Source organism: Desulfitobacterium chlororespirans DSM 11544 (assembly GCF_900143285.1).
Classification (GTDB): Bacteria; Bacillota; Desulfitobacteriia; order Desulfitobacteriales; family Desulfitobacteriaceae; genus Desulfitobacterium; species Desulfitobacterium chlororespirans.
The window spans coordinates 64,846-89,182 of record NZ_FRDN01000014.1 but is presented as its reverse complement, the minus strand read 5'-3'; the positions used below and the strand labels follow the sequence as shown (position 1 = coordinate 89,182).

General features: G+C 47.1%; 23 protein-coding genes and 1 pseudogene. 10 read left to right on the top strand and 14 right to left on the bottom strand.

What is annotated here, in order from left to right; translation table 11 throughout:
• Positions 1-2: 2 nt before the first annotated feature.
• From hflX to BUA14_RS20815, 4 genes are all read left to right on the top strand, one after another.
• Positions 3-1,595, top strand: a complete 1,593-nt coding sequence (hflX, locus tag BUA14_RS20830; RefSeq protein ID WP_072774361.1) for a GTPase HflX — start codon at positions 3-5, stop codon at positions 1,593-1,595.
• Positions 1,596-1,783: 188 nt separating this feature from the next.
• Positions 1,784-3,046 (top strand): methionine gamma-lyase family protein, encoded by a 1,263-nt coding sequence (locus tag BUA14_RS20825; RefSeq protein ID WP_072774360.1) that lies wholly within the window; start codon positions 1,784-1,786, stop codon positions 3,044-3,046.
• A gap of 10 nt (positions 3,047-3,056) precedes the next feature.
• A complete protein-coding gene (gene lepB, locus BUA14_RS20820) occupies positions 3,057-3,626 on the top strand; it encodes a signal peptidase I (protein WP_072774359.1) in 570 nt (189 codons plus the stop codon).
• Positions 3,627-3,778: 152 nt separating this feature from the next.
• Complete coding sequence (locus BUA14_RS20815; RefSeq protein WP_072774358.1) at positions 3,779-4,864, top strand: D-alanine--D-alanine ligase; 1,086 nt, start codon at positions 3,779-3,781, stop codon at positions 4,862-4,864.
• 52 nt (positions 4,865-4,916) lie between these two features.
• On the opposite strand, the gene BUA14_RS20810 is transcribed toward BUA14_RS20815, so the two are convergent.
• A complete protein-coding gene (locus BUA14_RS20810) occupies positions 4,917-5,717 on the bottom strand; it encodes a CPBP family intramembrane glutamic endopeptidase (RefSeq protein ID WP_072774357.1) in 801 nt (266 codons plus the stop codon).
• Positions 5,718-5,874: 157 nt separating this feature from the next.
• Positions 5,875-6,489, bottom strand: a complete 615-nt coding sequence (lexA, locus tag BUA14_RS20805) for a transcriptional repressor LexA (protein ID WP_072774356.1) — start codon at positions 6,487-6,489, stop codon at positions 5,875-5,877.
• Between the two features lie 169 nt (positions 6,490-6,658).
• Between lexA and BUA14_RS20800 the strand changes: the two genes are divergently transcribed.
• From BUA14_RS20800 to BUA14_RS20785, 4 genes are all read left to right on the top strand, one after another.
• A complete protein-coding gene (locus BUA14_RS20800; protein ID WP_072774355.1) occupies positions 6,659-7,027 on the top strand; it encodes a LysM peptidoglycan-binding domain-containing protein in 369 nt (122 codons plus the stop codon).
• A 220-nt stretch (positions 7,028-7,247) separates the two neighbouring features.
• Positions 7,248-8,066, top strand: a complete 819-nt coding sequence (locus BUA14_RS20795; RefSeq protein ID WP_072774354.1) for a M23 family metallopeptidase — start codon at positions 7,248-7,250, stop codon at positions 8,064-8,066.
• Positions 8,067-8,247: 181 nt separating this feature from the next.
• A complete protein-coding gene (locus BUA14_RS20790) occupies positions 8,248-9,306 on the top strand; it encodes a D-alanyl-D-alanine carboxypeptidase family protein (protein WP_072774353.1) in 1,059 nt (352 codons plus the stop codon).
• A 46-nt stretch (positions 9,307-9,352) separates the two neighbouring features.
• Positions 9,353-9,583, top strand: a complete 231-nt coding sequence (locus BUA14_RS20785; protein WP_072774352.1) for a hypothetical protein — start codon at positions 9,353-9,355, stop codon at positions 9,581-9,583.
• A 182-nt stretch (positions 9,584-9,765) separates the two neighbouring features.
• Here BUA14_RS20785 and BUA14_RS20780 read toward each other — a convergent pair whose 3' ends face one another.
• Positions 9,766-10,032 carry a hypothetical protein gene (locus BUA14_RS20780; protein WP_242954710.1) on the bottom strand — a complete coding sequence of 89 codons (267 nt, stop codon included), beginning with the start codon at positions 10,030-10,032 and terminating at the stop codon, positions 9,766-9,768.
• 222 nt (positions 10,033-10,254) lie between these two features.
• On the opposite strand from BUA14_RS20780, the gene BUA14_RS20775 reads away from it, so the two are divergent.
• A complete protein-coding gene (locus BUA14_RS20775) occupies positions 10,255-11,238 on the top strand; it encodes a tyrosine-type recombinase/integrase (protein WP_072774351.1) in 984 nt (327 codons plus the stop codon).
• Between the two features lie 155 nt (positions 11,239-11,393).
• Here the strand turns inward: BUA14_RS20775 and BUA14_RS20770 are convergent, their stop codons facing one another.
• Positions 11,394-11,615, bottom strand: a complete 222-nt coding sequence (locus BUA14_RS20770; RefSeq protein ID WP_242954709.1) for a hypothetical protein — start codon at positions 11,613-11,615, stop codon at positions 11,394-11,396.
• A gap of 167 nt (positions 11,616-11,782) precedes the next feature.
• Between BUA14_RS20770 and BUA14_RS20765 the strand changes: the two genes are divergently transcribed.
• The gene (locus tag BUA14_RS20765; protein ID WP_072774349.1) at positions 11,783-12,313 is read left to right on the top strand and encodes a histidine phosphatase family protein; all 531 of its coding nucleotides are present in this window, start codon (positions 11,783-11,785) and stop codon (positions 12,311-12,313) included.
• A 124-nt stretch (positions 12,314-12,437) separates the two neighbouring features.
• Here the strand turns inward: BUA14_RS20765 and BUA14_RS20760 are convergent, their stop codons facing one another.
• The 10 genes and pseudogenes from BUA14_RS20760 to BUA14_RS20715 form a co-directional block, all read right to left on the bottom strand.
• A complete protein-coding gene (locus BUA14_RS20760; protein ID WP_072774348.1) occupies positions 12,438-13,247 on the bottom strand; it encodes a CoA-transferase subunit beta in 810 nt (269 codons plus the stop codon).
• Between the two features lie 4 nt (positions 13,248-13,251).
• Complete coding sequence (locus BUA14_RS20755; protein ID WP_072774347.1) at positions 13,252-14,220, bottom strand: CoA transferase subunit A; 969 nt, start codon at positions 14,218-14,220, stop codon at positions 13,252-13,254.
• A 175-nt stretch (positions 14,221-14,395) separates the two neighbouring features.
• Complete coding sequence (locus tag BUA14_RS20750) at positions 14,396-15,544, bottom strand: acyl-CoA dehydrogenase family protein (RefSeq protein WP_072774346.1); 1,149 nt, start codon at positions 15,542-15,544, stop codon at positions 14,396-14,398.
• Positions 15,545-15,729: 185 nt separating this feature from the next.
• Positions 15,730-17,091, bottom strand: coding sequence for a thiolase family protein (locus BUA14_RS20745; RefSeq protein ID WP_072774345.1), 1,362 nt, complete (start codon positions 17,089-17,091; stop codon positions 15,730-15,732).
• 51 nt (positions 17,092-17,142) lie between these two features.
• On the bottom strand, positions 17,143-17,982 hold the full coding sequence (locus BUA14_RS20740) for a 3-hydroxybutyryl-CoA dehydrogenase (protein WP_072774344.1): 840 nt from the start codon (positions 17,980-17,982) through the stop codon (positions 17,143-17,145).
• Between the two features lie 313 nt (positions 17,983-18,295).
• The gene (locus BUA14_RS20735) at positions 18,296-18,718 is read right to left on the bottom strand and encodes a cobalamin B12-binding domain-containing protein (RefSeq protein ID WP_072774343.1); all 423 of its coding nucleotides are present in this window, start codon (positions 18,716-18,718) and stop codon (positions 18,296-18,298) included.
• Between the two features lie 25 nt (positions 18,719-18,743).
• Entirely contained in the window at positions 18,744-20,381 is a 1,638-nt protein-coding gene (locus BUA14_RS20730) for an acyl-CoA mutase large subunit family protein (protein WP_072774342.1), read from the bottom strand.
• Between the two features lie 71 nt (positions 20,382-20,452).
• Complete coding sequence (meaB, locus tag BUA14_RS20725) at positions 20,453-21,418, bottom strand: methylmalonyl Co-A mutase-associated GTPase MeaB (RefSeq protein WP_072774341.1); 966 nt, start codon at positions 21,416-21,418, stop codon at positions 20,453-20,455.
• Positions 21,415-21,933: pseudogene (locus tag BUA14_RS20720) on the bottom strand (cob(I)yrinic acid a,c-diamide adenosyltransferase). Before BUA14_RS20720 ends, meaB begins: the two are co-directional and overlap by 4 nt.
• A 473-nt stretch (positions 21,934-22,406) precedes the next feature.
• The gene (locus BUA14_RS20715; protein WP_072774340.1) at positions 22,407-24,200 is read right to left on the bottom strand and encodes a sigma-54-dependent Fis family transcriptional regulator; all 1,794 of its coding nucleotides are present in this window, start codon (positions 24,198-24,200) and stop codon (positions 22,407-22,409) included.
• Between the last annotated feature and the right edge of the window lie 137 nt (positions 24,201-24,337).

Sequence of the window (24,337 nt, the reverse complement as noted above, 5' to 3'; positions counted from 1 at the left end):
AAATGGATATTTTGGGTGATATCTCTGGGATCCGCGGAACCCAGCTCAAAGAACTCAAGGATTTGACTTCGCTCCGGACGGATCGTCCGGAGCTTATCCATGATGATTTATTAATGGGAATTTGTCGTCTGACCAGCCTTTGGAATAAAGAAATCGCTCTTTATATCAATCGCTCGGGAATGGTCAGTGCTGTGGCCGTCGGACAGCATGCAGCAGTTAAACTGCCCCCTCTGCCAGCCCGGCAAGCGGGGCGTTTGCGTTGTCTCCATACCCATCCCAGCGGCAATCCTCAGCTCAGTTCTATGGATCTGAGCGCCCTGAGTTCTGCCGGGCTGGAAAGCATGTGCAGTATCGGGGTCAGCAATGGACAGATTACCGGCGTTGAAATCGCCTTTTCAGGAGATTCAGGCTATCAAATCCTGGCCCTAAACCCTAAGGAATTTGCGAATTTTTCCTACGACGGGGCAGTTAACGATTATCGCTTGCGCCCCGCCAGCCCAAGCCTCAAGGTCTCGGAACAGGAGAAGGCCTTTCTGGTCGCTTTGGAGGAAGAGGAGCTGGGACTTGAGCTGCTGACTGAGCTGACCGAACTTGCTCACTCTTCAGGCGTTGAGGTGGTGGGACAGCTTCTTCAGCCCAAACGGTACGGGAGCCCGGTGAGTTACCTGGGCAAGGGCAAGCTGCAGGAGATGACCCAACACTTGCAAAACAGCGGCGCCAATGTTCTGATCTGTGACGATGAGCTTTTGCCCGTACAACTGCGGACTCTGGAGCAGGCTACCGGAGTTAAGGTGCTGGACCGCACCACTTTGATCCTGGATATCTTTGCCCAGCGGGCCAAATCAAGAGAAGGTAAGCTTCAGGTGGAATTGGCCCAGCTTAAGCATCTGCTGCCTCGTTTAACCGGTCAGGGACTCAGTCTTTCCCGGCTGGGCGGGGGAGTAGGAACCCGTGGTCCCGGAGAATCCAAACTGGAAATGGATAAGCGGCGGGTAAGAAAGAAAATTAATCTCTTGGAAAATGAACTGGGTGAAATCCGCAAGACCCGTACGACCCAGCGGCGGCAAAGAGAAAAAAGCGGCATCCCTCTTATCGCTTTAGTCGGTTATACCAATGCGGGGAAGACCACCTTTTTGCAAAAAGCTATGGAGCAGACCCGTTCCAAGGGGGAGAGTGTTAAAGGAGAGGACAAGCTCTTTGCCACTCTTGATCCCATCGTACGCGGGATACGCCTGGATCAACGGACGGAGATATTGCTTAGTGATACGGTAGGCTTTATTCAGAAATTGCCCCATCAGCTTCTTCACGCTTTTCTTGCTACTCTTGAAGAGGTGCAGAATGCCGATGTTTTAATTCATGTTCTGGATGCCAGCCACTCCAGAGCTCTGGAGCGCGCCGATACGGTCCATAACATTCTGGAGCAGTTGGAGTGTCATCATAAACCACGTCTTACCTTACTGAATAAAATCGATCAGCTGGATCATCCTTCCGATTTAAGCCGCTTGGCTCAAGAGCTGTCTCATCCCATACCGGTGTCCCTTATTGCCAACACTTCACTGACTCCTGTCTGGAATAAAGTTCTTGAACTTCTCTAGTGCAGTGGCAGGCTTTAGTCTGTAAGGCGGAAAAGTGAGGCGCAGTGGTGCTGCGTCCATGGGCGACACACGGCTCGGCGACAACGCAGCAGCTGGAAATTCAGACTGCCGCGGGGGCGGAATGGGGACGTGGCGCTATATTAGGGAAGCTATATTAAGGAAGTGGATACAGCGAGGAGGTTTCATCATTGTTTTTGGATCATCTGCCCAGTAAAATTATCGAGGCGAAAAATCAGGCCGAGCAGCTTTTAAAGCTGCAGGAAAAGCCTGTTCTTGATATTGCCGAATATAATCATGCCAAAGTCCTGGCAGCTTTTCAGGAAGAAAGGGTAAGCACCTATCATTTACAGGGCACTACAGGCTATGGCCTGGGGGACAGCGGCAGAGAAACTCTGGATCGGGTGATGGCCCGCATCCTGGGCACGGAAGCCGCTTTGGTGCGGGGACAATTTGTATCGGGAACCCATGCCATTGCCACAGCCTTATTCGGTGCTCTCCGGCCCGGTGATCATTTTATTTCCGTTACAGGAGATCCTTATGATACACTGGAAGAGGTGATTGGCATCCGGGGAACAGGGCAGGGGAGCCTTAAGGATTTTGGGGTATCCTATGACTCGGTTCCTCTCAGTGAAGAAGGAACTGTTCAGTATGCTCTGGTGAGTCAAGGGATAAAGCCCAATACAAAAATGCTTATTCTCCAGCGTTCCCGGGGTTATGCCTGGCGCAATTCCCTTCATATGGAGCAAATCGCCGCCTTTGTGGCTTATGTCCGTGAGCATTTTCCTCACCTGATTATTTTTGTGGATAATTGTTACGGTGAACTTGTGGAAAAATGTGAACCCGGGGATGTGGGAGCCGACCTCATGGCGGGATCCCTGATTAAAAACCTAGGGGGGAGTTTAGCTCCTACAGGAGGATATATTGCCGGCAAACAAGAGCTTGTTGCGAAAGCCGCCTGCCGCTTAACTGCTCCGGGGATTGGCGGAGAGGTGGGGGCGACCCTCAGCTGGCAGCTGCAGTTCTACCAAGGGCTGTTCTTCAGTCCTTTGACCGTAAGTGAGGCGATTCGGGGAGCGATTTTTTCCGCTGCCTTTTGGCAGGCCTTAGGGTTCGAAGTCAATCCTCTTCCCGATACCCCGCGGACGGATCTGATTCAAGCTGTTAAACTCAATTCCCGGGAGGCGATGATTGCTTTTTGTCAGGGTTTCCAGAAGGGCTCGCCTGTTGACAGCCATGTCCTGCCCATTCCCTCGGGAATGCCGGGGTATGAAGATGAAGTCATTATGGCCGGGGGAACCTTTATCCAAGGCGCGACCAGCGAGTTCTCCGCGGACGGCCCTATGCGTGACCCCTTTATCGCTTATCAGCAAGGCGGGGTTTCCATGAATTATATTAAGTTTGGCAATCTATTAGCGGCTCAAAAACTTTGGGAACAGGGATTACTAAAGTGAGGTGCACACCATGGAAAACGAACAAGATATCAAAGAACAAGATATCAAAATAAAAGCGAAGAGTATGTTTAAAACCATTATTGAAATCATCGAGATTGTGATTATTGCCTTTGCCCTATCCTGGGTCATCCGCACCTTTGTGCTGGAGGCCAGGTTAGTTCCCACCGGCTCCATGCTGCCGACGATTCAGCTCCAGGACCGGATTATTGTCGATAAGTTCTTTTTTAAGCATTTTGGTGATTTTGAACGAGGGGATATCATTGTTTTCCATCCGCCTTCCAGCGCCCACTCTTCCGACGATTTTATCAAACGTTTGATTGCTTTGCCGGGGGATACCATTGAGATCAAGGATCATAAGACCTATATCAATGGCCAGGAGGTGGAAGAGCCATACGTTATGGAGCCTCAAATTAAAAATCTTGAGCCTTTAGTAGTTCCGGAAGGTTCTGTTTTTGTTATGGGAGATAACCGCAATAGCAGTGCCGATTCCCGGGAATGGGGCTTCCTGCCGATTGAAAACATCTCCGGAATGACCTTATTTCGTTATTGGCCGCTTAACCATATTGGAACTATCGATTGATTTAGGCAGCCTTTTCACCCCTGTGCATATAGTATAGAGTAGACCTGTTGCTTGGCTTGTGCAGCTTTATGTACATCCGTACACCCAAGCACTGTTTTCAGGTTTTCTGGGCTATTTTCTAACTAAATAGAATAGAGAGGATGGGTACGCCAATGACACGGCAAAAGATTATTATTCTCTTCGGAGGTCAATCCGGAGAACATGAGGTTTCCCTGAACTCTGCCAGTTCTGTACTTAAGGCCATTGATCAAGAAAAGTATGCTGTAGAGACGATTGGCATTGCCAAAAACGGCCAATGGCATTGGGGAATACGTCCTGAACAATGGCAGCAAGACCCCACACTACAGGGTATTCCTGTCATTCTTGCCCACGATCCTACGAACCCCCGCTTTATCGCCTTAGACGGCAGTTCCCTTCCTCAAGAAGGCAAGTTTGCTTTGATTTTTCCCGTTCTTCACGGACCCTTTGGAGAGGATGGGACCATCCAGGGCTTGTTTGAAATGGCTAATGTTCCTTACGCCGGTTCCGGGGTGCTCGGCTCCGCTCTGGGTATGGATAAAGACCGTATGAAAGCAGTTTTTACTGAAGCGGGCCTGCCCCAAGCCCCTTATCTTACCGTACTTAGAACCATGCTCCAGAAACCGATGGAGCAACTGCTTGATAATATTGAACACTCGCTGGGCTATCCTTGCTTTGTCAAGCCTGCTAATTTAGGCTCCAGTGTGGGTATTTCCAAAGCACGGGACAGAGAGGAGCTCATCCAGGCCCTCCAACTCGCCGCGGAATACGATCGCAAAATTGTCATCGAGCAAAACATCGTAGGTCGTGAGATTGAGCTGAGCGTCCTGGGCAATGAGGATGCCCAAGCCAGTGTTCCGGGAGAGATTCTTCCCGCCAAGGATTTCTATGATTATGAAGCCAAATACATCGACGCCGGCTCTCAGCTGGTGATTCCCGCTCCTTTGGCTCCCGAGGTTGTCAGGAGTTTGCAGGAAAAAGCTGTTGCTGCCTTCAAAGCCGTCGAAGCCTGCGGCTTAAGCCGGGTGGATTTCTTTGTTACAGAAGGCAGTCAGATCTACATCAACGAAATCAATACCATGCCGGGGTTCACTCAGATCTCTATGTACCCCAAGCTTTGGGAAGCCAGCGGCATTCCTTACACTGAATTGATCACCCAGTTGATCGAACTGGGCTTCCAGCGCTTCAGAGACAGCCGTTCCCGGAAAATATCCCGTTAGTATATCGGTACACAGCCCTGAAAGCCGTTTAGTCAGCGGAGTTCAGGGCTTTTTATACTATTCGCCTGCTCTTTTGGTCGTATATCATAACGGTTACCATTGAAACAAGAACAATCACAGCATTTGCGGCAATTGTTCCCGCCCAAGTCATCGTCATGGTGCCAAAGAGGGGGGATGCCGCATTGAATATGGTGTGGAATAATACGCACATAAACACACGGCCTTTTCCTGATATTTTATAGATTGCCCCGTTGAAAAACCGAAAGGCCATGAGTTGAACTGCAAACATCCAAAAGTTAATGAGTCCCTCGCCGTGATTCGTCCCCGGAATGAAGAAGAGAGGGATATGCCATAAAGTCCAAATGATGCCAACAAAGACAGAAGATAAAACAAAGCCATATTTTTTGTCAAGCTCAGGCTGCAATATGTACATCCAGCCAGCTTCCTCTAAGCCACCGATAATAAGATTACCAGGCAGGGCAAGGAAGAACGTATAAAATGGCAGCACCATTTCCGTACGGCCTGAAACTGCAAGATGTATCAAAAAATACAGTGCAAGCCCTGCAACAACGTACAAATAGAGAGAGATATTATTTTTGGCGTAAAAAACGGTTTTCAACCATTCCTTAAGATCTGCTATTTTGTTATTTTTCTTCAGAACGATATATGAGGCAATAGCGGGCGACAAAATATAGATTGCAAAAGGAATATTCATCCCAAATTCCTGTAACGAGTGAACCCAATTGTGAACCGAATATCCGAATTGCCCAAGCGCAATCAAAGCACCCGACACAAGATAAGCTATGCAAAATGTCAGCGTCGTAAATTGTACTATGATTTTTTTGTCTGTCACGATTTCTTCACCTCACGTTTTGCAGTATACATAACAATAAATCCATTCTACCATAAAAATCCTGTCTGACATTTGTATTTTTATAATAAGAAAAGCAGGCATCCACCCACATCAGTGTGGAATGGAGGTCTGCTTTGGCTGCCCTGTACTTTATAAATCAGTGTAAAATACGAAATACCCCAATAACTTTGCCCAAGATGGTGACATCCTGAGAGTAGATAGGCTCCATATAAGGATTTTCAGGTTGCAGGCGAATCAGTGTTTTTTCCTTGTAGAACCGTTTTACCGTAGCTTCTTCATCAATCATGGCCACGACGATCTCGCCATTACGGGCCACTTTTTGCTGGCGTACTAAAATAAGGTCCCCATCCATAATTCCCGCATCAATCATACTTTCGCCTTTGACTCTCAACATGAACACTGTATCTGAGTTAACCACATCAATAGGAAGCGGGAACGTATCTTCGATATTCTCCTGGGCTAAAATAGGCTGCCCGGCGGTTACTCTGCCAATAATGGGGACAAAAACAGTCTTTTTCTCATTAGCATCACTGGAGCTGTCTAATATCTCAATGGCGCGAGGTTTTGTGGGATCGCGGCGTATGTACCCCTTTTCCTCAATGGTCTGCAAATGCCCGTGAACAGTGGAACTGGACATCAAGCCAACGGCATCGCCTATTTCGCGGACAGAGGGGGGATAACCCTTTTCTCGAATAACCCGTTTAATATACTCCAAGATATCGGTCTGTCTTTGCGATAAATCTGGATACACCAAATTTCCCCCTTTCATATGTTCTAAACCTATTTTAGCATTAAATATTCTTATGTGCAAACAAATGTTCGAAAAAGTATTGACGAATCTTCCCGGTTTCCGTATACTGTTCTCAGGAACTGATGTTCGTATTTATTTAGTTTTAACGGGAACATAGAGGGGGATTAATATGAGTGCTTGTTCTTCTTCCGTCCGGAACTACAGAGGCCATTATAGAAACTATCGGAATTATCGAATGAAACAACTGCAAAGGCAGCTGTGTTCTTATATGCTGCTTTTCCTCATGGTCTTTGGCAGTATGGGCTGGTTCTTCTGGGACTGGAGCCAGGCAAACAGCAGGGTAGAGGACCTTGCTTTCCAGCCACAAATCGTTCAATCCGGGGACACTCTTTGGTCCTTAGCTGAGAACTCCGACCTGCAAATCGATACCCGTACGCTTGTTCTTAAAATTATGGAGTACAATCAGCTCACAGATACCACTATACAAACCGGTCAAGTAATCTATACTCCTATCTCAAAAAATCAGCATCAGCCCTAGTGCCCTGTCGACCCTAAACCTTATATATCCTGGCGGCCAATTTACAGCAATACTGCGTTGTCGTCAATCGCCATACCCTCGGTTTGCCTCAATCCTCCGCCTTGTCTTGCTGTAAATTGGCTCGCCATTATATTGTAATTTTAAGGTTGACAGGGCACTGGTTATACTTCTAATCCGGCCTTTCCCCCCATATTATGCATTGTAGAGAGGGGAGAGGGAAATGAGGATGCGCAAAGGCTTTAAACCGAGACAAAAGCACTGGACTTTGTTCCTGAAGCTGCTTGCGGTAATCCTGATCAGCGCGGTCGCCTGGAAGGGCATTCATAAACCGCCTAAGATCTCCGCTGATATCTATCCTTATCTCACGAATCTGCCTGCCGAACTTGTGTTGCAATGTCAGAAAGAAGGGGAGAGGATTTCCCCCGGGGCTTGGGCGGATTTAATAGCCATACGAAGCAGCGTTGAAATAGATGAAGAGCATTACCTCATCCAACAGCTCCAACAGGGCATAGCGCTTCAAGATATTGTTTGGAAAAACACGGAAATCCAAATTAGTGAAGATGTTGTTCAACAAATCCTTGGGCGGAGGCAGATTCTTTTAACTTATCCCTTTTATGAGCCGGGCCGTTTTGCTTTTCCGGTGATAGGTCAGGTCTGGTACATGGATACCTTTGGGGCAGACCGGGAGGGTGGAGTACGCAGACATGAGGGAACGGACATTTTTGGTGCAGAAGGCATTCCCATCATCAGTGTTGGCAACGGCAAAGTTGAGAAGCTGGGCTGGAATCGCCTTGGTGGAGAACGGGTAGGGGTTAGGGGAGAGGATGGCAACTATTATTACTATGCTCATCTAAACACCATAAACCCTCAACTCCAGGAAGGCCAAGAAGTTAGGAAAGGGGATTTTTTGGGGACATTGGGACATACGGGGGATGCTCTGACAACTCCGGATCATCTGCACTTTGGTATTGAACTTCCTAATGGCGAGTGGGTGAATCCTTATCCTTTCCTATATATCTGGCAGCAAAGTCAGAGTTAGAAGCAGAATGACCCTATTACCAACCAAATTGCCAATTGGTTGGTAATTTCATGATGGGCTTGCCCTTAGGGCTAAAATTCATTATTATATATAGAGGTCGATATTGTCCCGGAGTAGAGAAAGGAATTCAGTAACCTTATTGAATTCAGTAGATCTTATCACCTTATAAAGAAGGCAAGATATGAGTAAAAAATCAAGGAAAAGAGTTTTCCTTACGTTTTTAACGATGATTATGACAGGGGCAATCGTTTTAACCTTTTTTCCAGGCTTGTTGGATCGAACGGATTTAGCGAGTACTCTTCATACTCTAAGTTCTAATCTCTTAAACGGTCAAGAGAATCCGGATAAAGGGGCATCTCTTGACAAAGGTGCCGGAAAGAGCAGCCTCAACCTGACCAAGACGTCCCTGAGTCAAGTGGACGCTAATCAATTTATGCCTCCTGAAGACTCCAGCTATCTTATGCTTAACTTGCAAACAGGGGAGAGGCTTCTGGAGAAAAACGGGGATACACACCGGGCACCTGCCAGCACAGTAAAACTTTTAACCGGGCTTCTTGTTCATGAAAAGCTTCAAGCGGACGAGCTCATTATCTTAGGAGAGGAAGTTAAGGTAGAAGGCTCTGTTCTTGGCTTTAAGCCTGGGGATAAGATACTTGTCAAGGACTTATTTACGGCAATGTATGTATTCAGTGCCAATGACGCCGCCAATGCTTTAGCTGTGGCAGCTTATGGCACTAAGGAGCAGTTTATTCAGGCCATGAACAGTTATGCCGCTGAACTCGGTTGTAAGGATAGTCAGTTTAAAACAGCCGATGGTATGCCGGCAGAAGATCAATATACTACTGCCAAAGATTTAGCCATTATTGCTGCAAAGGTAACGGAAACCCCTGTACTCATGGATTATATCAATCAAAAAAAGGCATCGGTAGAATGGACCGATGCCAACGGTTGGAAGCAGATCCGGGAAATCTCCAATACGAATCAACTTTTAGGTATTTATCCGGGAGATCAGGGGCTTAAAACAGGGACCACAACCGAAGCCGGCCAGTGCCTTGTAACATATGTCACAAGTGAGGATGGCGACCTTTTGTTGGTCTTATTAGGCAGCAAGCAGCGTTATACGGATACTGTTGAGCTATTGGACCAAGGAATGGCTAAGATACGAACACGGTCGGCTTTAAAAAATATTTTAAGCAGTCCGGATGCGTTTTATAATATACCAGGATTTTTCGTACCGTAGTCTAAGATGACTAGGGTCAGTTTATTAAACATTGGAGTGCTGAATCATGAAACAATACGGTGAACCTTGTGTTCTGGAGAATCGACTTTGCAGCGAATGCGGTGAATGTGACCGCTGTGAATTAAACAGTGAAAAAATCTGTGATAATTGCTGTCAGTGTATAGAATCGACAGCCGATTTTGCGGGTATTGAAATTGAGGAAATTATAATCAACACTGAAGATATTAGAACTAAACAACCCATAAAAACGTTTAAAATTAAAAACGAAAATATTTAGTTTAACTCGGAGCTCAGTGGCTTATATATGGTGTATTTAAAGACCTTCCCAAATGGCAGTGAGGAACTCAGAAAGGGAAGGTCTTTATTTTTTTATTTTGAGTCCTATAATAGATATTATGTAAAGTAATAATTCTAAAAAGAAAACCGGTCAGGGATCTCCGGGCCGGATATGGATTACATTTACAAGGCTTTAATTTTGCTATCAATAACCTGAATTTCATCGTTGTGTCTGATGACTTCCTTGTCTAAATCCTTTATAGCTTCCCAAGTAAGTTTTTGCATTTGCGAAACATGATCCACCTTTGCTGAAGCGCGACGAACTTCATCAGAAACAAGTTCAATCTTATCATTTAAGGACTTCATTTCTGCCCTTAGGGCTCTGTCCATTGAAGTTATTCTGTCATCCATTGATGTTAATCTTTCGAGAATCAAATCAAGCTTATCCACAGCTCATTCCTCCTATTTATTTGATATTAACATAATTGCCCAATCCATACTAGCACTATTTTTATAATCGCACTCCAGGTAGCTGCCCTCAAAATTAACTCTGCGCTAAATATCGTTTTAATACAGAGTTGATTTTGCATCCTTTATCCTCTAAAATATGACTTACAAAGATAAAGTTATCAAGTTAATTTGAAGATGAATTTAAATTGGAGATGAATGAGCATGGCAAATATTTTTGATATCCCTCTCCCCTCTTATGCTTATACATACATCAACCATCTGGGGGTAATCAACAGGTCCCCCCACACTCAGAAAGCTTATGCCCAGGAACTCTTGCTCTTTTTGCAATTTATTTGTGACTACAAACCGGGCTTTCCTCCCTCCCCTTCTGCCTTGACCATCGGACACCTTCAGCAGGTTCAACATACTGATGTTGAAGCCTATTTAAATTGGGCCCGCACCCAAAGAAAAAACGGAGTAAGAGCCTTAGCCCGCAAACAAGCTGCGATCAAGTCCTTTTACCGATATTTATTGCGGGAGGATCTGATCTTAAAAGATATCACCATAAAGCTCAATCCCATCTCTCAGAATCAGAAAGCCCCCAAAGCCCTTGAGCCGGAGCAGATCGCCGATTTGGTGGATATTATTGAGACTGGCACCGGCTTAAGTGAAGGCCAACTTAAGTATCATCTCTATACAGAGAAAAGGGATTATGCCATCTTCCTGACCTTCATCGGTACGGGATTGCGCTTAAGTGAGCTATATGGCCTGAGTTTACAAAGCATCGACTTTAATAAAGGCTGTTTTGCCGTCATTCGCAAAGGAAATAAAGAAACCAATATCTATTTTAACGCCGAAGTGGCCACAGCCATCCAGGATTATATCAAGAATGAACGTCCCCGCTATGTGCTCCAGCATACCGAGGCCTTGTTCCTCTCTATCCAGGGCAACCGCATGAGCAAGCGTGCCATTCAGGATCTGATCAAAAAATATATGGCCATTCTGCAAAACTTTGGCCATAATACGGAGGGCTATAGTGCTCATAAACTGCGTTCGACCTTTGCCACCCTCCTGCTCCGGGAAACTGAAAATCTGGCCATCGTTCAGGATGCTCTTGGTCACAGCGACCCCAGGACGACAAGAATTTATGCCAAGGTCCTCGATGAACAGCTTAGACGTGCAGCGGATCATATTAAATTCAGGTAAGCATAATAACAACACCGTGCTAATTTAGTGGCAGCGTTGTTATTACCCCATTTGGCAATTTCACATTTTTTCCAAGCTTCCTTTTAGAAAATAAAAAAACTGAAAGATACTTGTGCATCTCCCAGGCTTTTGTCACGTTAAGTTTTACTTCTATCCTATTCTTCCCCGTCGTCGGTAATCTCTTCGATGGAGTCAATGGCATTAACATTAACCTGATCTCCGTCGGTAAGAGCAATATGATGCTCCGATTCAGGCGTCCCGGTAAAGCTTTCTTCAATGGCTTCCAGGTCTTTGGCCGTCAAATAGGCCTGCCCCAGGAATCTTTCCTCATTACCGGTGAGAGTATAAATAGCGTATAACTTTGACAATCGAATCATCCTTTACAAAAAACTTGAGAAGAGCATAAGCTATTCTCCTCCCCTCATTATAATTTATGAGCTTTGAACTTTCTATACCTACAAAATCCCAATTTCATATAAAAACACGAAAAAACTCCTCACAGAGGCTCTTCTTAACAGAATCTATATTAAGGGGGGATGTAATTATGATATACCTTGTACGTCAGGGTCAAACCGATTGGAACTTATTAAAGAAATTCAACGGCTGTACGGAAACCGAGTTAAATCAAACTGGAATAGCACAGGCAAAACAGCAAGCTGAAAACTTGAAGAATGTTAGTTTTGATGAGTGCTTTTGTAGTCCTCAAAAACGGGCCCGTCAAACCTGCGAAATTATCTATAAAGGGCAAATTGTATCTGATGAAAGACTTGCCGAAATAAATTGCGGCGAATTTGAGGGTACAGCAGAAACTGCGGAAGCAATGAAGTTATTTTGGCAGGCAGCTATGAACGGCGATAAGGGCACGGAAAGTTTCAAAGATTTTACGAAACGAAACAGCAGTTTTTGCGATATGATTATGGAAGAACATAGAGGAAAGAATATCTTAATTGTTACTCACGCTGCAAATACACGAGTAATAAACTATTATTTCAGCGGCAAGCCCAAAGACTATGATTTCGCTAAAGCCGTTGCCAAAAACGGTGAGGTAACTACATTTGAAAACTGCAAAATCTGACGTTGTACTTTAACACTACACTCTGTTTCTTTCGCAAAGCCGTGTGCCCTCTACCTTTTAAAGACAATGACGGGTTAAAGACAAAGACGGGCCATCAGCTTTACTCTGATAGTCCGTCTTTTGTCTACTTCATAATAATCCCTTCGGGGTCAATCACTTTGTGAAGGAGTTCCAATTCTTCATAAGTCGGAGTGGGTGTCTCGCCCTTGACTTTGGAGATATTCAGATCAAAACAGCAGTTATCGCGGCAATCTTCCGCTGAAAATCCGGGATGAACAGTATCAAGATATAGTTCGCCGTTTTCATCGAAGCGATAAATCCCCATATCGGAGATAACGGCTGCCGGGCCGCCTCTGAAGGCGGAGCCATATACTTCTTGCTTGGGGACCCATTCCCGATTGGGTCCATGGGGAAATTTCCATCCCGGTGAAGTGATATAGCTGACCTTTTCCACAAAGCGGCGTTTTTGATTGATCTGAGGCATAATCAGCACACTTCTTCTGGCCAGGGAATGGATATCCGTATTTCCTCCGCTGCCGGTGAGGCGTTTGCCGGCGGGGCCGCCCATGAAGGTTGTGTTGACATTCCCGTACATGTCCACCTCGGCTCCACCCAGGTAAGCCAGGTCGACTCTCCCTGATTGAAGCTGGCTGAAGGCATCCATCAGGCCGTCGGCCACAGCAGCCTGATAGCTGCAGCGGGCATCGGCGACCGAAGTGGGTAAATCAATAGGACGGCCATCGATTGAACCGGATTCATAGATACAAACCGCTGTAGGCGCTTGGGTTTTTTGAGCCAACATGATGGCCAGCATGGGCAGTCCTGTGCCGGCAAAAACAACTTCCCCATCCCTGACCTCCCGCGCAGCTGCACAGGCCAGGAGATCCATGGGTTTAAATTCTCCGATCTTTGAATGTTCTTTCTTGCTTTCCATGCCCTTACCCCCTTTTTAATTTTGAAGAATAACCTAAAGCAGGGTTGGCCCGCAGGTTTTCCAGTCGTGTAATCCCCAGCTTGCTTAAATATTCCCCGAAATCTTTAACCCCGAAGATCCACTCTTCAGCCCATTGGTCGAAGCCTTCCTGAGTACGGGTAGACTTAAAGAAGTCATTGATAAAAGGACCATCAGGCTCATAGGCGCCGTATAAGCCGGTGGGATGAGCGCCCCAGGGCAATTCGACGATATAATCCACGAAATAGCCGGGAAGCATATTGCGGGTTGGTTCACGCCGCAGATACTCCTCAGGAACAACTTGCTCGGCGATAATGATATTGTGCTTTGAGGCTTTGATGGCTTCTTCGTCGCTGAATCTTAAGCCATCCACCCGGACGGTTCCTTCCTCCCCGACCATCTGGACATGGGTGATGCACCAATCAGGGCTGGCCGCTGGGATCAGGGTGATTTCGGAATCCGTAAAGGGCTCTTTATAAGTGATAAATTTATGTTTGCCGATATGGCGGTTGGAGCCGTCCCGGAGCCCTGCTTTGCCCAGGTTATCATTCTCAGGATTGAGCATATCGCAGCCTATGGCCGAATAAGTGGGCAGGAAAGGAACTCCCTTAGCCGCGGCGGCTAAGCGGTATAAAGCATGAATATGGGACCAGTCTTCATATAAAATTTCTTTATTTTCGATTTTACGGGCCAGATTGCCCCCTAATTTGCCATAAAGTTCATGTCCGCTCCAGCAGGATTCCCATACCCCGACACAGCCGGCTCCCACCAGCATATCATCATGGGTCCCGCCGTTGACTTCAACCAAATGCAGACTCCGTTTCTTCTGGCGGATAATCTCGTAAATGGCGGCCATAGGGCGGCGCCAGACTGTAAAGCCACCAAAGGTCAGCATATCTCCATCCTTGATTTGGCCGATGGCTTCCGTTAAACTAACATGTTGCGGTCTTGCCATAGAACTAAACCTCCTTTTATATTACTGAATTAACCCATTTGCCTCCCGCCTTGATAGGCGGCGGGTGCTCAAGGAGGGCTAATCCAGTATGGACCCGACTAACTTTCAGTGGGGGCCGAATTCCACTTGAAAGAAGTCTTATTTAATTAATATCTTCCTAACCCTTAAATAACCCTCAAAAACGCCCAATGACTTCGCGTCCGATGATCATGCGCTGAATCTGATTGGAGCCTTCATAGATTTGGGTGATCTTAGCATCCCGCATCATGCGCTCCACCGGGTACTCGGAACAATAACCATAGCCCCCTAATAACTGCACACAATTCGTAGTGACTTCCATGGCCACATCGGTAGCAAAAAGCTTGGCCATGGATGCTTCTTTGTTATGGGGCAATTGATGATCTTTGAGCCAGGCCGCTCTGTAGATGAGCATTTGCGCCGCCTCGATTTTCGTGGCCATGTCAGCGATCATGAATTGGACCCCTTGATTGGCAGCCAAGGGTTTATCAAACTGCTGCCGCTCCTTGATATAGTTGATGGTATAGTCAAGGGAACCTTCAGCAATTCCCAGCCCTTGAGCCCCAATGGTGATCCGCCCTCCGGCCAGCAGCCCCATGGCCACGGCAAATCCGTTATTGATCTCCCCAAGGACATTTTCTTTGGGGACTTTGACATTTTCAAAATTAAGCTCTACAGTAGGTGAACCATGCATGCCCATCTTCTCGACAGGTTTGCTGATGGTAAATCCGGGCAGATCTTTTTCAATCAGCAGGCAAGTGATCCCTTTCCCTTTAGGCTGGGTAGGATCGGTCTTGACGAAAGTGCAGAAAGTTGTGGCTACCGTGCCATTGGTGATGAAAATCTTGCCGCCATTGACCAGAAAATGATCCCCCCGGTCTTCGGCTTTGCAGCGGAGCGCACCGGCATCTGAGCCGGCGTTGGGCTCAGTCAGGGCATAAGCCCCGATAATCTCCCCTGTAGCCAATCTCTCCAGGTATTTCTCTTTTAACTGCTGGCTGCCGTAGAGGTACATGCTCATACAGCCTAAACCGGTGTGCACACTGGTAATAACCGCTGTCGATGCGCAGGCTTTGGCCAGCTCTTCCACAATAATTGCAAAATCCAGGTAAGAACCTCCCCCGCCGCCCCATTCTTCAGGAATCGGAAAGCCGGTCAGCCCAAGTTCTCTCATTTTGTTCCAGGTAGCCATGGGAAACTCATGGGATTTGTCCAATTCCGGGGCAAGAGGTGCCAGTTGATTTTGGGCAAATTTTCTGACCATGTCTCTGATCATCAACGTTTCACTGCTCAGTTCAAAATTCACAGTCCCATCTACTCCTTAACTTATCTTTTTTGTTTTTGATGACAGGGTTTACTCATATTCGATAGATTTGATATGCCGATATGCCGATATGCCGATATGTTGATATGTTGATAGGTTCGATGATAGGTCCGATAGGTTCAATCGGGTATCGGTTGGATATATAATCAGGGTCCACACGTTGGATATCAATCAGGGTCCACATAGATGAGCATGGCATCACCCTGGGCATGCCCCGCACAGATGCCACACACTCCATAACCGCCCCCCCGGCGCTTTAGCTCATAGGCTAAGGTCATGACGATTCTGGCTCCGGTCGCTCCAATGGGATGCCCATAGGCAATGGCTCCGCCGTTGACATTGACTTTTTCATACATTTGTTCCTTGGTCATACCCAGAATCGTGCGGGCGCTCACCAGGGCGACCGCAGCAAAGGCTTCATTGATTTCGATGAGCTTTACATCATCAAGGGTCAGCTTGTTTTGTTCTAGGACTTTCTTGATCGAAAGCCCGGGAACGGTAGCAATATCCTTGGTGGGCTGGGAAACTTCGGCATAGTCCACAATGGAAAAAAGGGGTTTGAGGCCGAGTTCATCGGCTTTCGCCCGGCTCATCAGGAGACAGACATCCCCGCCGTCGTTTGTTCCCGGCGCATTGCCGGCGGTTACACTGCCAGGCTTCCCGGTTACAGCACTAACATGATCAAAAACGGGGCCAAGCTTAGCCAAGCCTTCCAGGGTGGTATTGGCACGGGGGCCTTCATCTCTTTCCAGGGTTTCTTTGCCCTTTTTAACGGCCACCGGAAAGATTTCAGCATCAAGCTTCCCGGCAGCGATCGCTGCCGAGGCGGCGAGCTGTGAATGGAGGGCCCATTCGTCCTGCTCCTCCCGGCTGTAGCCGAATTCATCGGCCACTTCAGAACCGTGAATGGCCATATGGCGCTCATAAAAGGAATCCCAAAGACCATCCTTGACCATCAGATCAACACAGTCGATATTGGGAAGCCCCATCTTCCGGCCCCTGCGCATGTCCGGCAGTGAGAAAGGAATAGTGCTCATGCTCTCCTGTCCGCCGGCAATGACTATTTCCGCCCTGCCTAAAGCAATCATTTGCACCCCCAGATCAATGGTCTTGACACCGGAGGAGCATACTTTATTGACCGTAATGGAAGGCACATGTTCCGGCAATCCCGCCAAAAGAGTGGCTTGGCGGCTGGAGACCTGACCGCTGCCCGCCTGCACGACATGACCCATGATCACATAATCCACTTCACCTGGGGCGACTTTTCCCCCCGTCCGCCGGAGAACTTCTTTAATAGCCAGTGCTCCTAATTGAGCCGCATCGTACTCCAGCAGGGCCCCCAGCGACTTGCCATAGGGTGTCCGGCAGGCTTCCACACAGACGACTTGACGCTGCCTGGCATAGGTATTCTCAATTTTTCTTCCCAGGGTCGAGTAATCCGGCTTTCTTTCACCGTAAGCGGCAATTTCAGCATCTTTGTAATAGTTTTTTCTGGTGTGTTCAAGTTTCTGAATCACTTTTTCTGACATCGTTGGCTCCTCCCCCGTGACTGAGATTGTCTCTTTGTTATATTGGTAAAATTAATATTGGTAAAAACCACGACCGGATTTTCTTCCGTACCAACCGGCTTTAACATATTTGCGCAGAAGCGGGCAGGGACGATATTTGTCCCCCAGACCTTCATGAAGAATTTCGGAGATGGACAGCACTGTATCCAAGCCGATTAAATCTGCCAAAGCTAAGGGGCCCATGGGATGATTCATCCCCAGTTTCATCACCTGATCAATATCTTCAACCGTGGCAATCCCTTCATAAAGGGTATAAACGGCTTCATTGATCATGGGGATTAAGATACGGTTGGCCACAAATCCAGGGGCATCATTGACCTCCACAGGGGTTTTTCCCATTTCCTGACTTAAGGCTTCAATGGTTTGATAGACTTCGTCGCTGGTGGCCAGGCCGCGAATGACTTCCACCAGCTTCATCACCGGAACCGGATTCATAAAGTGCATACCGATAACCCGGTCGGGACGTTGAGTAAAGGCAGCAATCTCCGTTATGGGGAGAGAGGATGTATTCGTTGCCAGAATGGTATGCTCCGGACAAATCTCATCCAGTTGAGTAAAAAGCTGACTCTTGATCACCATATTTTCTACGGCTGCCTCAATAACCAGGTCAGCTGCGGCTGCATCCTGCAAAGCGGTGGATTGGGTAATGCGTCCTAAAATTGCTGCACATTCTGTGGCTTCAAGCTTTCCTTTTTCCACATTGCGTCTCAGGTTTTTCTCAATCACACTCAGCCCGCGGGTTACGAATTCTTCTTTAAGATCATTGAGAATAACTGAATAGCCTGCTTGGGCAGCAACCTGTGCTATGCCACCACCCATTTGTCCTGCACCAATAATCATGATTCTTTTCATTGGCCTTCCTCCTTTCTGGAGCATGGTTTGTTAAGCAGGGAATAGTGTATCGTTTTTAATATTCTGAATTATCTTGCAACAATGATGCCAAACCTTTCGCTTTGCTTACGAATGGCCAATGGATAAAGGATGCAACCGATAAAGACGCCTGGTGTCACAGGGTTTAAGGATTAAATCCTCGGCAAGAAAATTTTTGACCTTACCCGTTCAGGAATATGGGATAAGAAAACCATGGAAAAGTAAAAAACAACTGTCCCGAAAGCAGGCATTTGTGTGCACAATGCGTCCGCTTTCGGGACAATTTTAGCAATGATTAGCCTTGTTTTTGCTCAACTCTATCCTTGATCCACTGAATAATATCGGTTGTCGGTGTGCCCGGAGTAAAAAGCGCTTCCGCGCATCCGCCTTCAATTAATGCTTTAACATCTTCTTCAGGCAGGGTTCCCCCTCCCATGACAATAATATCTTCAGCATGCTGCTCCTCAAGAAGTTCTCTAACCCTTGGAAAGACAGTCATATGGGAACCGGATAAGATACTGAGCCCGATCACATCCACATCCTCTTGAATCGCCGCTGCGACAATTTGTTCAGGAGTTTGATGCAGTCCCGAATAGATGACTTCCATTCCCCCGTCACGTAAGGCGCGGGCGATGACTTTCGCACCCCGGTCATGGCCATCTAAACCTGGTTTGCCCACCAAAACACGAATGCGCGCTTGTTCCATGGCTAATCCCATTGTCTAACCCTCCCTATATTTACCTTTAAAATACAGACTGTTCCCTGTATTCCCCAAAAACCTCTTTGAGGACAGCGACGATTTCCCCTTCGGTGGCGTAAGCCCGAACGGCATCAATGATTTTCGGGATAAGATTATCTGAGCTCAGGGCAGTTGCTTTTAAAGCGGCTAGAGTGTTTTTGACGTGTAAGTTATCCCGGGTGGTTCTCAGTTCTTTAACCCGTTGAGCCTGGTTTCTTTCGATTTCAGGATCAATTTTTAAAAGGTCAATTTCCAGGGCCTCTTCAGTTTGGAACCCGTTGACCCCAACGATAATGCGGTCTTTTCCTTCGATTTCCTTTTGATAGCGATAAGCTGCATCGGCAATTTCCTGCTGGAAAAAGTTCTGATGAATTGCGGCAAGAACCCCGCCCCGTTCTTCAATTTTACGGAAGTATTCTTCAGCCCCCTCCTCCATTTGCTGGGTTAAAGCCTCTACGAAATAGGAGCCGGCCAGGGGATCAATGGTATTGACGATCCCTGTCTCATAGGCCAGAATTTGCTGAGTCCGTAAAGCGATCTGAACGGCTTTTTCCGAAGGTAAGGCCAGAACTTCATCCATAGAATTAGTATGCAGGGACTGTGTTCCTCCCAGCACCGCCGACATAGCCTGATAGGCTGTGCGAATGATATTATTCTCAGGCTGCTGTGCCGTCAGTGAGCACCCTGCAGTCTGTGTATGAAAACGGAGCAGCAGGCTTTCCTCTTTTTTGGCGCCATAATTTTCTTTCATATGCCTTGCCCAAATCCGGCGGGCGGCACGATATTTAGCGATTTCTTCAAAGAAGTCGGTATGAGAGTTAAAGAAGAAGGAGAGCCGCGGTGCAAAATCATCCACATCCAGGCCGGCCTTGATTCCTGCTTCAACATAGGTGAAGCCATCCGCCAGGGTAAAGGCTAACTCTTGAAGAGCCGTTGCCCCGGCTTCCCGAATATGGTAGCCGCTGATGCTGATCGTGTTCCATTTAGGAACATGATCCCGGGCAAAGGCGAAAATATCTGTGATCAGGCGGAGAGAAGGTTCCGGTGGGAAAATCCAGGATTTTTGAGCAATGTATTCTTTTAAGATATCGTTTTGGATGGTTCCTGTAAGTTTGTGGGCAGGAACTCCTTGTTTTTCCGCCGCGACAAGATACATAGACCATAAAATAGCCGCAGGAGCATTGGTAGTCATCGAGGTGCTGACTTGATCCAGGGGGATATCTTTAAATAAAGTCTCCATATCCTGAAGGGAGTCAATAGCAACCCCTACCCTGCCCACTTCGCCATAGGCCCGTGGGTGGTCGGAGTCGTAGCCCATGATGGTTGGCATATCGAAAGCGACACTTAATCCGGTTTGACCTTGACTGAGCAGGAACTTATACCGCTGATTGGATTCCACAGCAGTGGCGAAGCCGGCAAATTGCCGCATTGTCCAAAGCCGGCCACGGTACATGTTGGTGCGGACACCCCGTGTATAAGGGTATGCCCCCGGGTAGCTAATATCTTTTTCAAAATCGATTTCAGGAGTGTTATCCGGAGCATAAAGAGGAGCGATTGGGGCGCTGGAAACAGTCATAAAGGGCCCTTGGCGCTCTTTCTGCTCCTGGTAGGATTTTTGCCAACGGCTAAAATCTTCTTGCATACCTTCACCTAACCTTTTTCAGAATCACTCCCTAACCCTTTCACCCTAATATCTATAAAAACCCTAAATTTTTAATGAGCGGAACGGTCGGTAAACCTCCCGGAAACAATAGATGCCCAGATCTCTTCGGCAAGTGTGTAAGGATTGCCAGGTTCAAGGTCATCTCCCTCAGACTTGGGCAGGTTTTGCCAGGCTGTGGCAAAGGCCTGCCGCGCAATGGCTTCCCAGTGCCGCCAAACCTCTTGTTTGAAAGCATTGTGACGGCGTTCGCGGCATTTTCCCGACTCGGTCAGAAACTCTTGGTGCTTGGCAATGTGCTCGTGAAGCTCATTAAGTCCACGCTGCTCAAGCGTGCTGGTCATGACGACAGGTGCCCGCCAGGCTCTGGCACCATTCAGATCCAAAGCCATTTCAATATCGTTCTTAAGGCGTTCGGCTCCTGGTAAGTCGGCTTTATTGACAATAAAGATATCGGCAATTTCCATGATACCGGCTTTGATGGCTTGAATGCCATCGCCGGTTCCCGGGTTTAAAACAAGCAGGACGGTATCGGCACATTCCATGATTTCTAATTCTGATTGTCCTACTCCGACGGTTTCCAGGATGAGACGTTCATATCCGGCAGCTTCCAATATTTTTAAGACATCGGTTGTAAACCGCGCCACTCCGCCTAAGTGCCCCCGGGTTCCCATACTCCGTATGAACACTCCCGGATCCGTGCCATGGGACTGCATGCGGATTCTATCGCCCAGAATGGCCCCTCCGGAATAGGGACTGCTGGGATCAACGGCTACGATGCCAACCTTATCACGCTGTTCCCGATAGAGCTGAGTGAGTGCTCCGACTAAGGAGCTTTTACCTGCGCCCGGCGGTCCGGTTATGCCGAGGACCATGCGTTGACCGGTTCTGGGCAGGATGCGGCACATAATCTCCACTCGTCCCTGGTCATCCTCCACGTGAGACATGAGTTTAGCCGCGGCCCGTTTATCCCCCTGCCAAAGGCGCTCTAACCAAGGCTCCCATGCGCTGGTTTTCAAAATTCCATCCCTTCCTTTGCCACAACCCCTTGCTGATAAGCATGCCGGTGTTCCTGCATGATGGTTACGGTATCGGCAATATCCAAAAGCTCATCAGGTGCATAACGCCCGGTTAAGACAAGGGTTAAATGGGGCGGATGCTGCTCAATCAGGTCTAAAACTTCTTGAACTGTGACTAAATTAAATCCCAGGGCGACCAAAAGTTCATCCGCGACAATCAAATCAAAACGATCCTCTTTGAACCATTGGGCTAAAACAGCTAAACCCTCACGTGCCATGGCAATGTCCACTGGCTCGGGATTCTCAAAGGAAACGAAACAATCCCGGCCGGTTTATACCAGGGTTAAATTGGGAAGTTTTTCGGAAATCTTAACCTCCCCGTAATTTTTGCTTCCTTTCATGAATTGTAAGAAGCCTACCTTTTGCCCGTGGCCTAAAGCTCTAAGACTCAGACCCAAGGCGGCGGTGGTTTTTCCTTTGCCGTTACCGGTGTAGACAAGCAAAAGCCCTTTCATCGTTTTCACCTTCTTCCTGTATCTCAAGTAAGGCCAACTCTTCATGCTGTGTTAAATCGTCTTTACTATTGGACATATTTACTCCCCCTCAGCCTGACTATTTTCCTAAACGAATGTCATTGCCCTCCTTGCTTAAAATTTTCTGAATTATTAGATTATTTATGCAATAATTATGCCAAATCTTTTTAACAGCCTCTAGTGCCCTGTCAACCTTAAAATTACACTATAATGGCGAGCCAATTTATAGCAAGACAAGGCGGAGGATTGAGGCATACCGAGGGTATGGCGATTGACGACAACGCAGTATTGCTGTAAATTGGCCGCCAGGATAGGTGAGATTTAGGGTTGACAGGGCACTAGGTTAAGAAACCTTTCCGATTAGTATAAAAAAACGTCCCGGAAGCGGACGCTTTTGTTTAGCCATTATCCGCTTTTGGGACGTTTTTCTGGATGAGCGCTCTCTTAGAACACGTTTAAGTATTGAGATCGTATTTATTTAATTTGTCGTAAAGTCTTGAACGGCTGAGGTTTAAAAGTTTTGCTGCTTTGGTCTTGTTGCCCCCTGCTTTCTCAAGAGCGGCAGCGATCATATCCCGCTCAATCTGGCCAAGTCTATCCTGATGACGAACCGTTTTCTTGTTGATTACCTGACCTAAGGCCGTATTACCGCTGATAATCTGGTGGGGTAAGTGAATCAATTCGATTAAGCCGCTGCGCGTATAGTTGACCGCCCTCTCCACCACATTTTCCAGTTCGCGGATATTCCCCGGCCATGAATATTGGAGCAAATTTGCCATGGCATTAGGGGTGATGCCGCTCACATTGGCCTTAAGAATATCATTAAATTTAGAGATGAAAAAATGGGTTAAGGGTTCAATATCCTCAAGGCGTTCTCTCAGGGGAGGTAAGTGCAGATTGATGACATTTAATCGATAGTAAAGATCCTGCCGGAATTCCCCTTTGGCAATAGCATTGCTTAATTTTTTATTCGTAGCGGCTAAGATACGAATATTGACCTTGATTGTTTCCGTGCTTCCCAGCCGTTCAATTTCCCGATCCTGTAATACCCGCAATAACTTGGCTTGCAAAGCCAGGGGCATTTCCCCGATTTCGTCTAAAAAAAGGGTGCCGCCGTCAGCCCGTTCGATGCGTCCCGGTTTCCCATGCTTCGCCGCACCTGTAAAAGCGCCGCCGACATAACCGAACATTTCTGATTCCATAAGGCTTTCGGGAATGGACGCGCAATTTACTTTGATAAAAGGCCCTTTGCCCCGATCGCTGCCAAGATGAATGGCATGTGCCACCCCTTCTTTGCCGGTCCCGCTTTCACCGGTGATCAATACGGTTGAGGTGCTGGTAGCGACGATGGAAATTTCATCTTTAAGTTTTTTCATTTGGGGACTTTCGGCAACCATATCTTTCATGATGTCCTGAGCTGTCCTGTTTTTTTGTAATTCTTCCTGGAAAAACGTGACCTTATGCTCTAAGCAGCGTACTTTTTCAGCAAGTTCCTGAGCCTCGGCAAGGTGAGGAAACACAGCCTTGCCTACAGCGCCCACAACCTTGCCCTCTTTGATGATGGGCGAGTTGGAAACAATCAAAGGCTTGCCGCGTATGGTCAATACTTCACTGGTTTCGGATAGTCCGGTGCAGGCGACATGATGCAATTGATTTGAGGACATGATTTCGGTAATGGGTTTGCCGATCATCTCTTCAGGAGGGATGGTTAAAAAATCCGCCATGGCTTGATTAACAAGAGTTATCTTTCCTTTTTCATCGACAACGACGATGCCATCACGGATGATATTAAGAACGGTATCAAAGGTTTCATTGAGAGCCTTAACTGTTTCCAATTCCTTGGCTGTATGCTCCAAATCCGTGAGATCCTGTTCGGAATGCCTGAATAAGGTCGTGACCATTTTGGCTTTGCATAAAAGCCCGATCACTTTTCCTTCTTTATTAAGAACGGGAACAGAACCGACTGGACTCATTTTCACGAAATTGGCTAATTGTTCGTCCGGTATGTCATTGGCGATACTTACGACATCGGTAATAAGGTAGGGATCGATCCGATCTTTGGATCTTGCCCCAGCCAAAACAGCGCGATAAAGGCTGCTGCGGCTGAAGATGCTCAACAAGCGGCCTTCTTGATCTAAAACAGGAATGATGGCGATCTTTAAATCCAAAAAAATACTTACAGCTTTTTCTATGGTGTCACCAGGGTTCAGATAGGAAAAGCAGGTATTCGTACCTTCCTGGAGGAGCATGTGTTATCCCTCCTTGTAAAGTTACAACAGATAAGTATTTTCAGTTATTTCTAAATATTCCACCAATATTATAGCATAGATTTGACTATTAGATCAGTCAGGTTAGCATCAACCGGCGAAAAGATTGTTATAATATT

What these genes read in the sequence shown, in the direction of transcription:
- lepB (WP_072774359.1), top strand. Translation starts at nt 3,057, where the DNA reads ATGGAAAACGAACAAGATATCAAAGAACAAGATATCAAAATAAAAGCG.
- BUA14_RS20795 (WP_072774354.1), top strand. Translation starts at nt 7,248, where the DNA reads ATGAGGATGCGCAAAGGCTTTAAACCGAGACAAAAGCACTGGACTTTG.
- BUA14_RS20770 (WP_242954709.1), bottom strand. Translation starts at nt 11,615, where the DNA reads ATGATTCGATTGTCAAAGTTATACGCTATTTATACTCTCACCGGTAAT.
- BUA14_RS20765 (WP_072774349.1), top strand. Translation starts at nt 11,783, where the DNA reads ATGATATACCTTGTACGTCAGGGTCAAACCGATTGGAACTTATTAAAG.
- BUA14_RS20760 (WP_072774348.1), bottom strand. Translation starts at nt 13,247, where the DNA reads ATGGAAAGCAAGAAAGAACATTCAAAGATCGGAGAATTTAAACCCATG.
- BUA14_RS20785 (WP_072774352.1), top strand. Translation starts at nt 9,353, where the DNA reads ATGAAACAATACGGTGAACCTTGTGTTCTGGAGAATCGACTTTGCAGC.
- BUA14_RS20730 (WP_072774342.1), bottom strand. Translation starts at nt 20,381, where the DNA reads ATGCAAGAAGATTTTAGCCGTTGGCAAAAATCCTACCAGGAGCAGAAA.
- BUA14_RS20740 (WP_072774344.1), bottom strand. Translation starts at nt 17,982, where the DNA reads ATGAAAAGAATCATGATTATTGGTGCAGGACAAATGGGTGGTGGCATA.
- BUA14_RS20815 (WP_072774358.1), top strand. Translation starts at nt 3,779, where the DNA reads ATGACACGGCAAAAGATTATTATTCTCTTCGGAGGTCAATCCGGAGAA.
- BUA14_RS20775 (WP_072774351.1), top strand. Translation starts at nt 10,255, where the DNA reads ATGGCAAATATTTTTGATATCCCTCTCCCCTCTTATGCTTATACATAC.
- BUA14_RS20800 (WP_072774355.1), top strand. Translation starts at nt 6,659, where the DNA reads ATGAGTGCTTGTTCTTCTTCCGTCCGGAACTACAGAGGCCATTATAGA.
- BUA14_RS20790 (WP_072774353.1), top strand. Translation starts at nt 8,248, where the DNA reads ATGAGTAAAAAATCAAGGAAAAGAGTTTTCCTTACGTTTTTAACGATG.
- BUA14_RS20755 (WP_072774347.1), bottom strand. Translation starts at nt 14,220, where the DNA reads ATGGCAAGACCGCAACATGTTAGTTTAACGGAAGCCATCGGCCAAATC.
- BUA14_RS20745 (WP_072774345.1), bottom strand. Translation starts at nt 17,091, where the DNA reads ATGTCAGAAAAAGTGATTCAGAAACTTGAACACACCAGAAAAAACTAT.
- BUA14_RS20715 (WP_072774340.1), bottom strand. Translation starts at nt 24,200, where the DNA reads ATGCTCCTCCAGGAAGGTACGAATACCTGCTTTTCCTATCTGAACCCT.
- BUA14_RS20735 (WP_072774343.1), bottom strand. Translation starts at nt 18,718, where the DNA reads ATGGGATTAGCCATGGAACAAGCGCGCATTCGTGTTTTGGTGGGCAAA.
- hflX (WP_072774361.1), top strand. Translation starts at nt 3, where the DNA reads ATGGATATTTTGGGTGATATCTCTGGGATCCGCGGAACCCAGCTCAAA.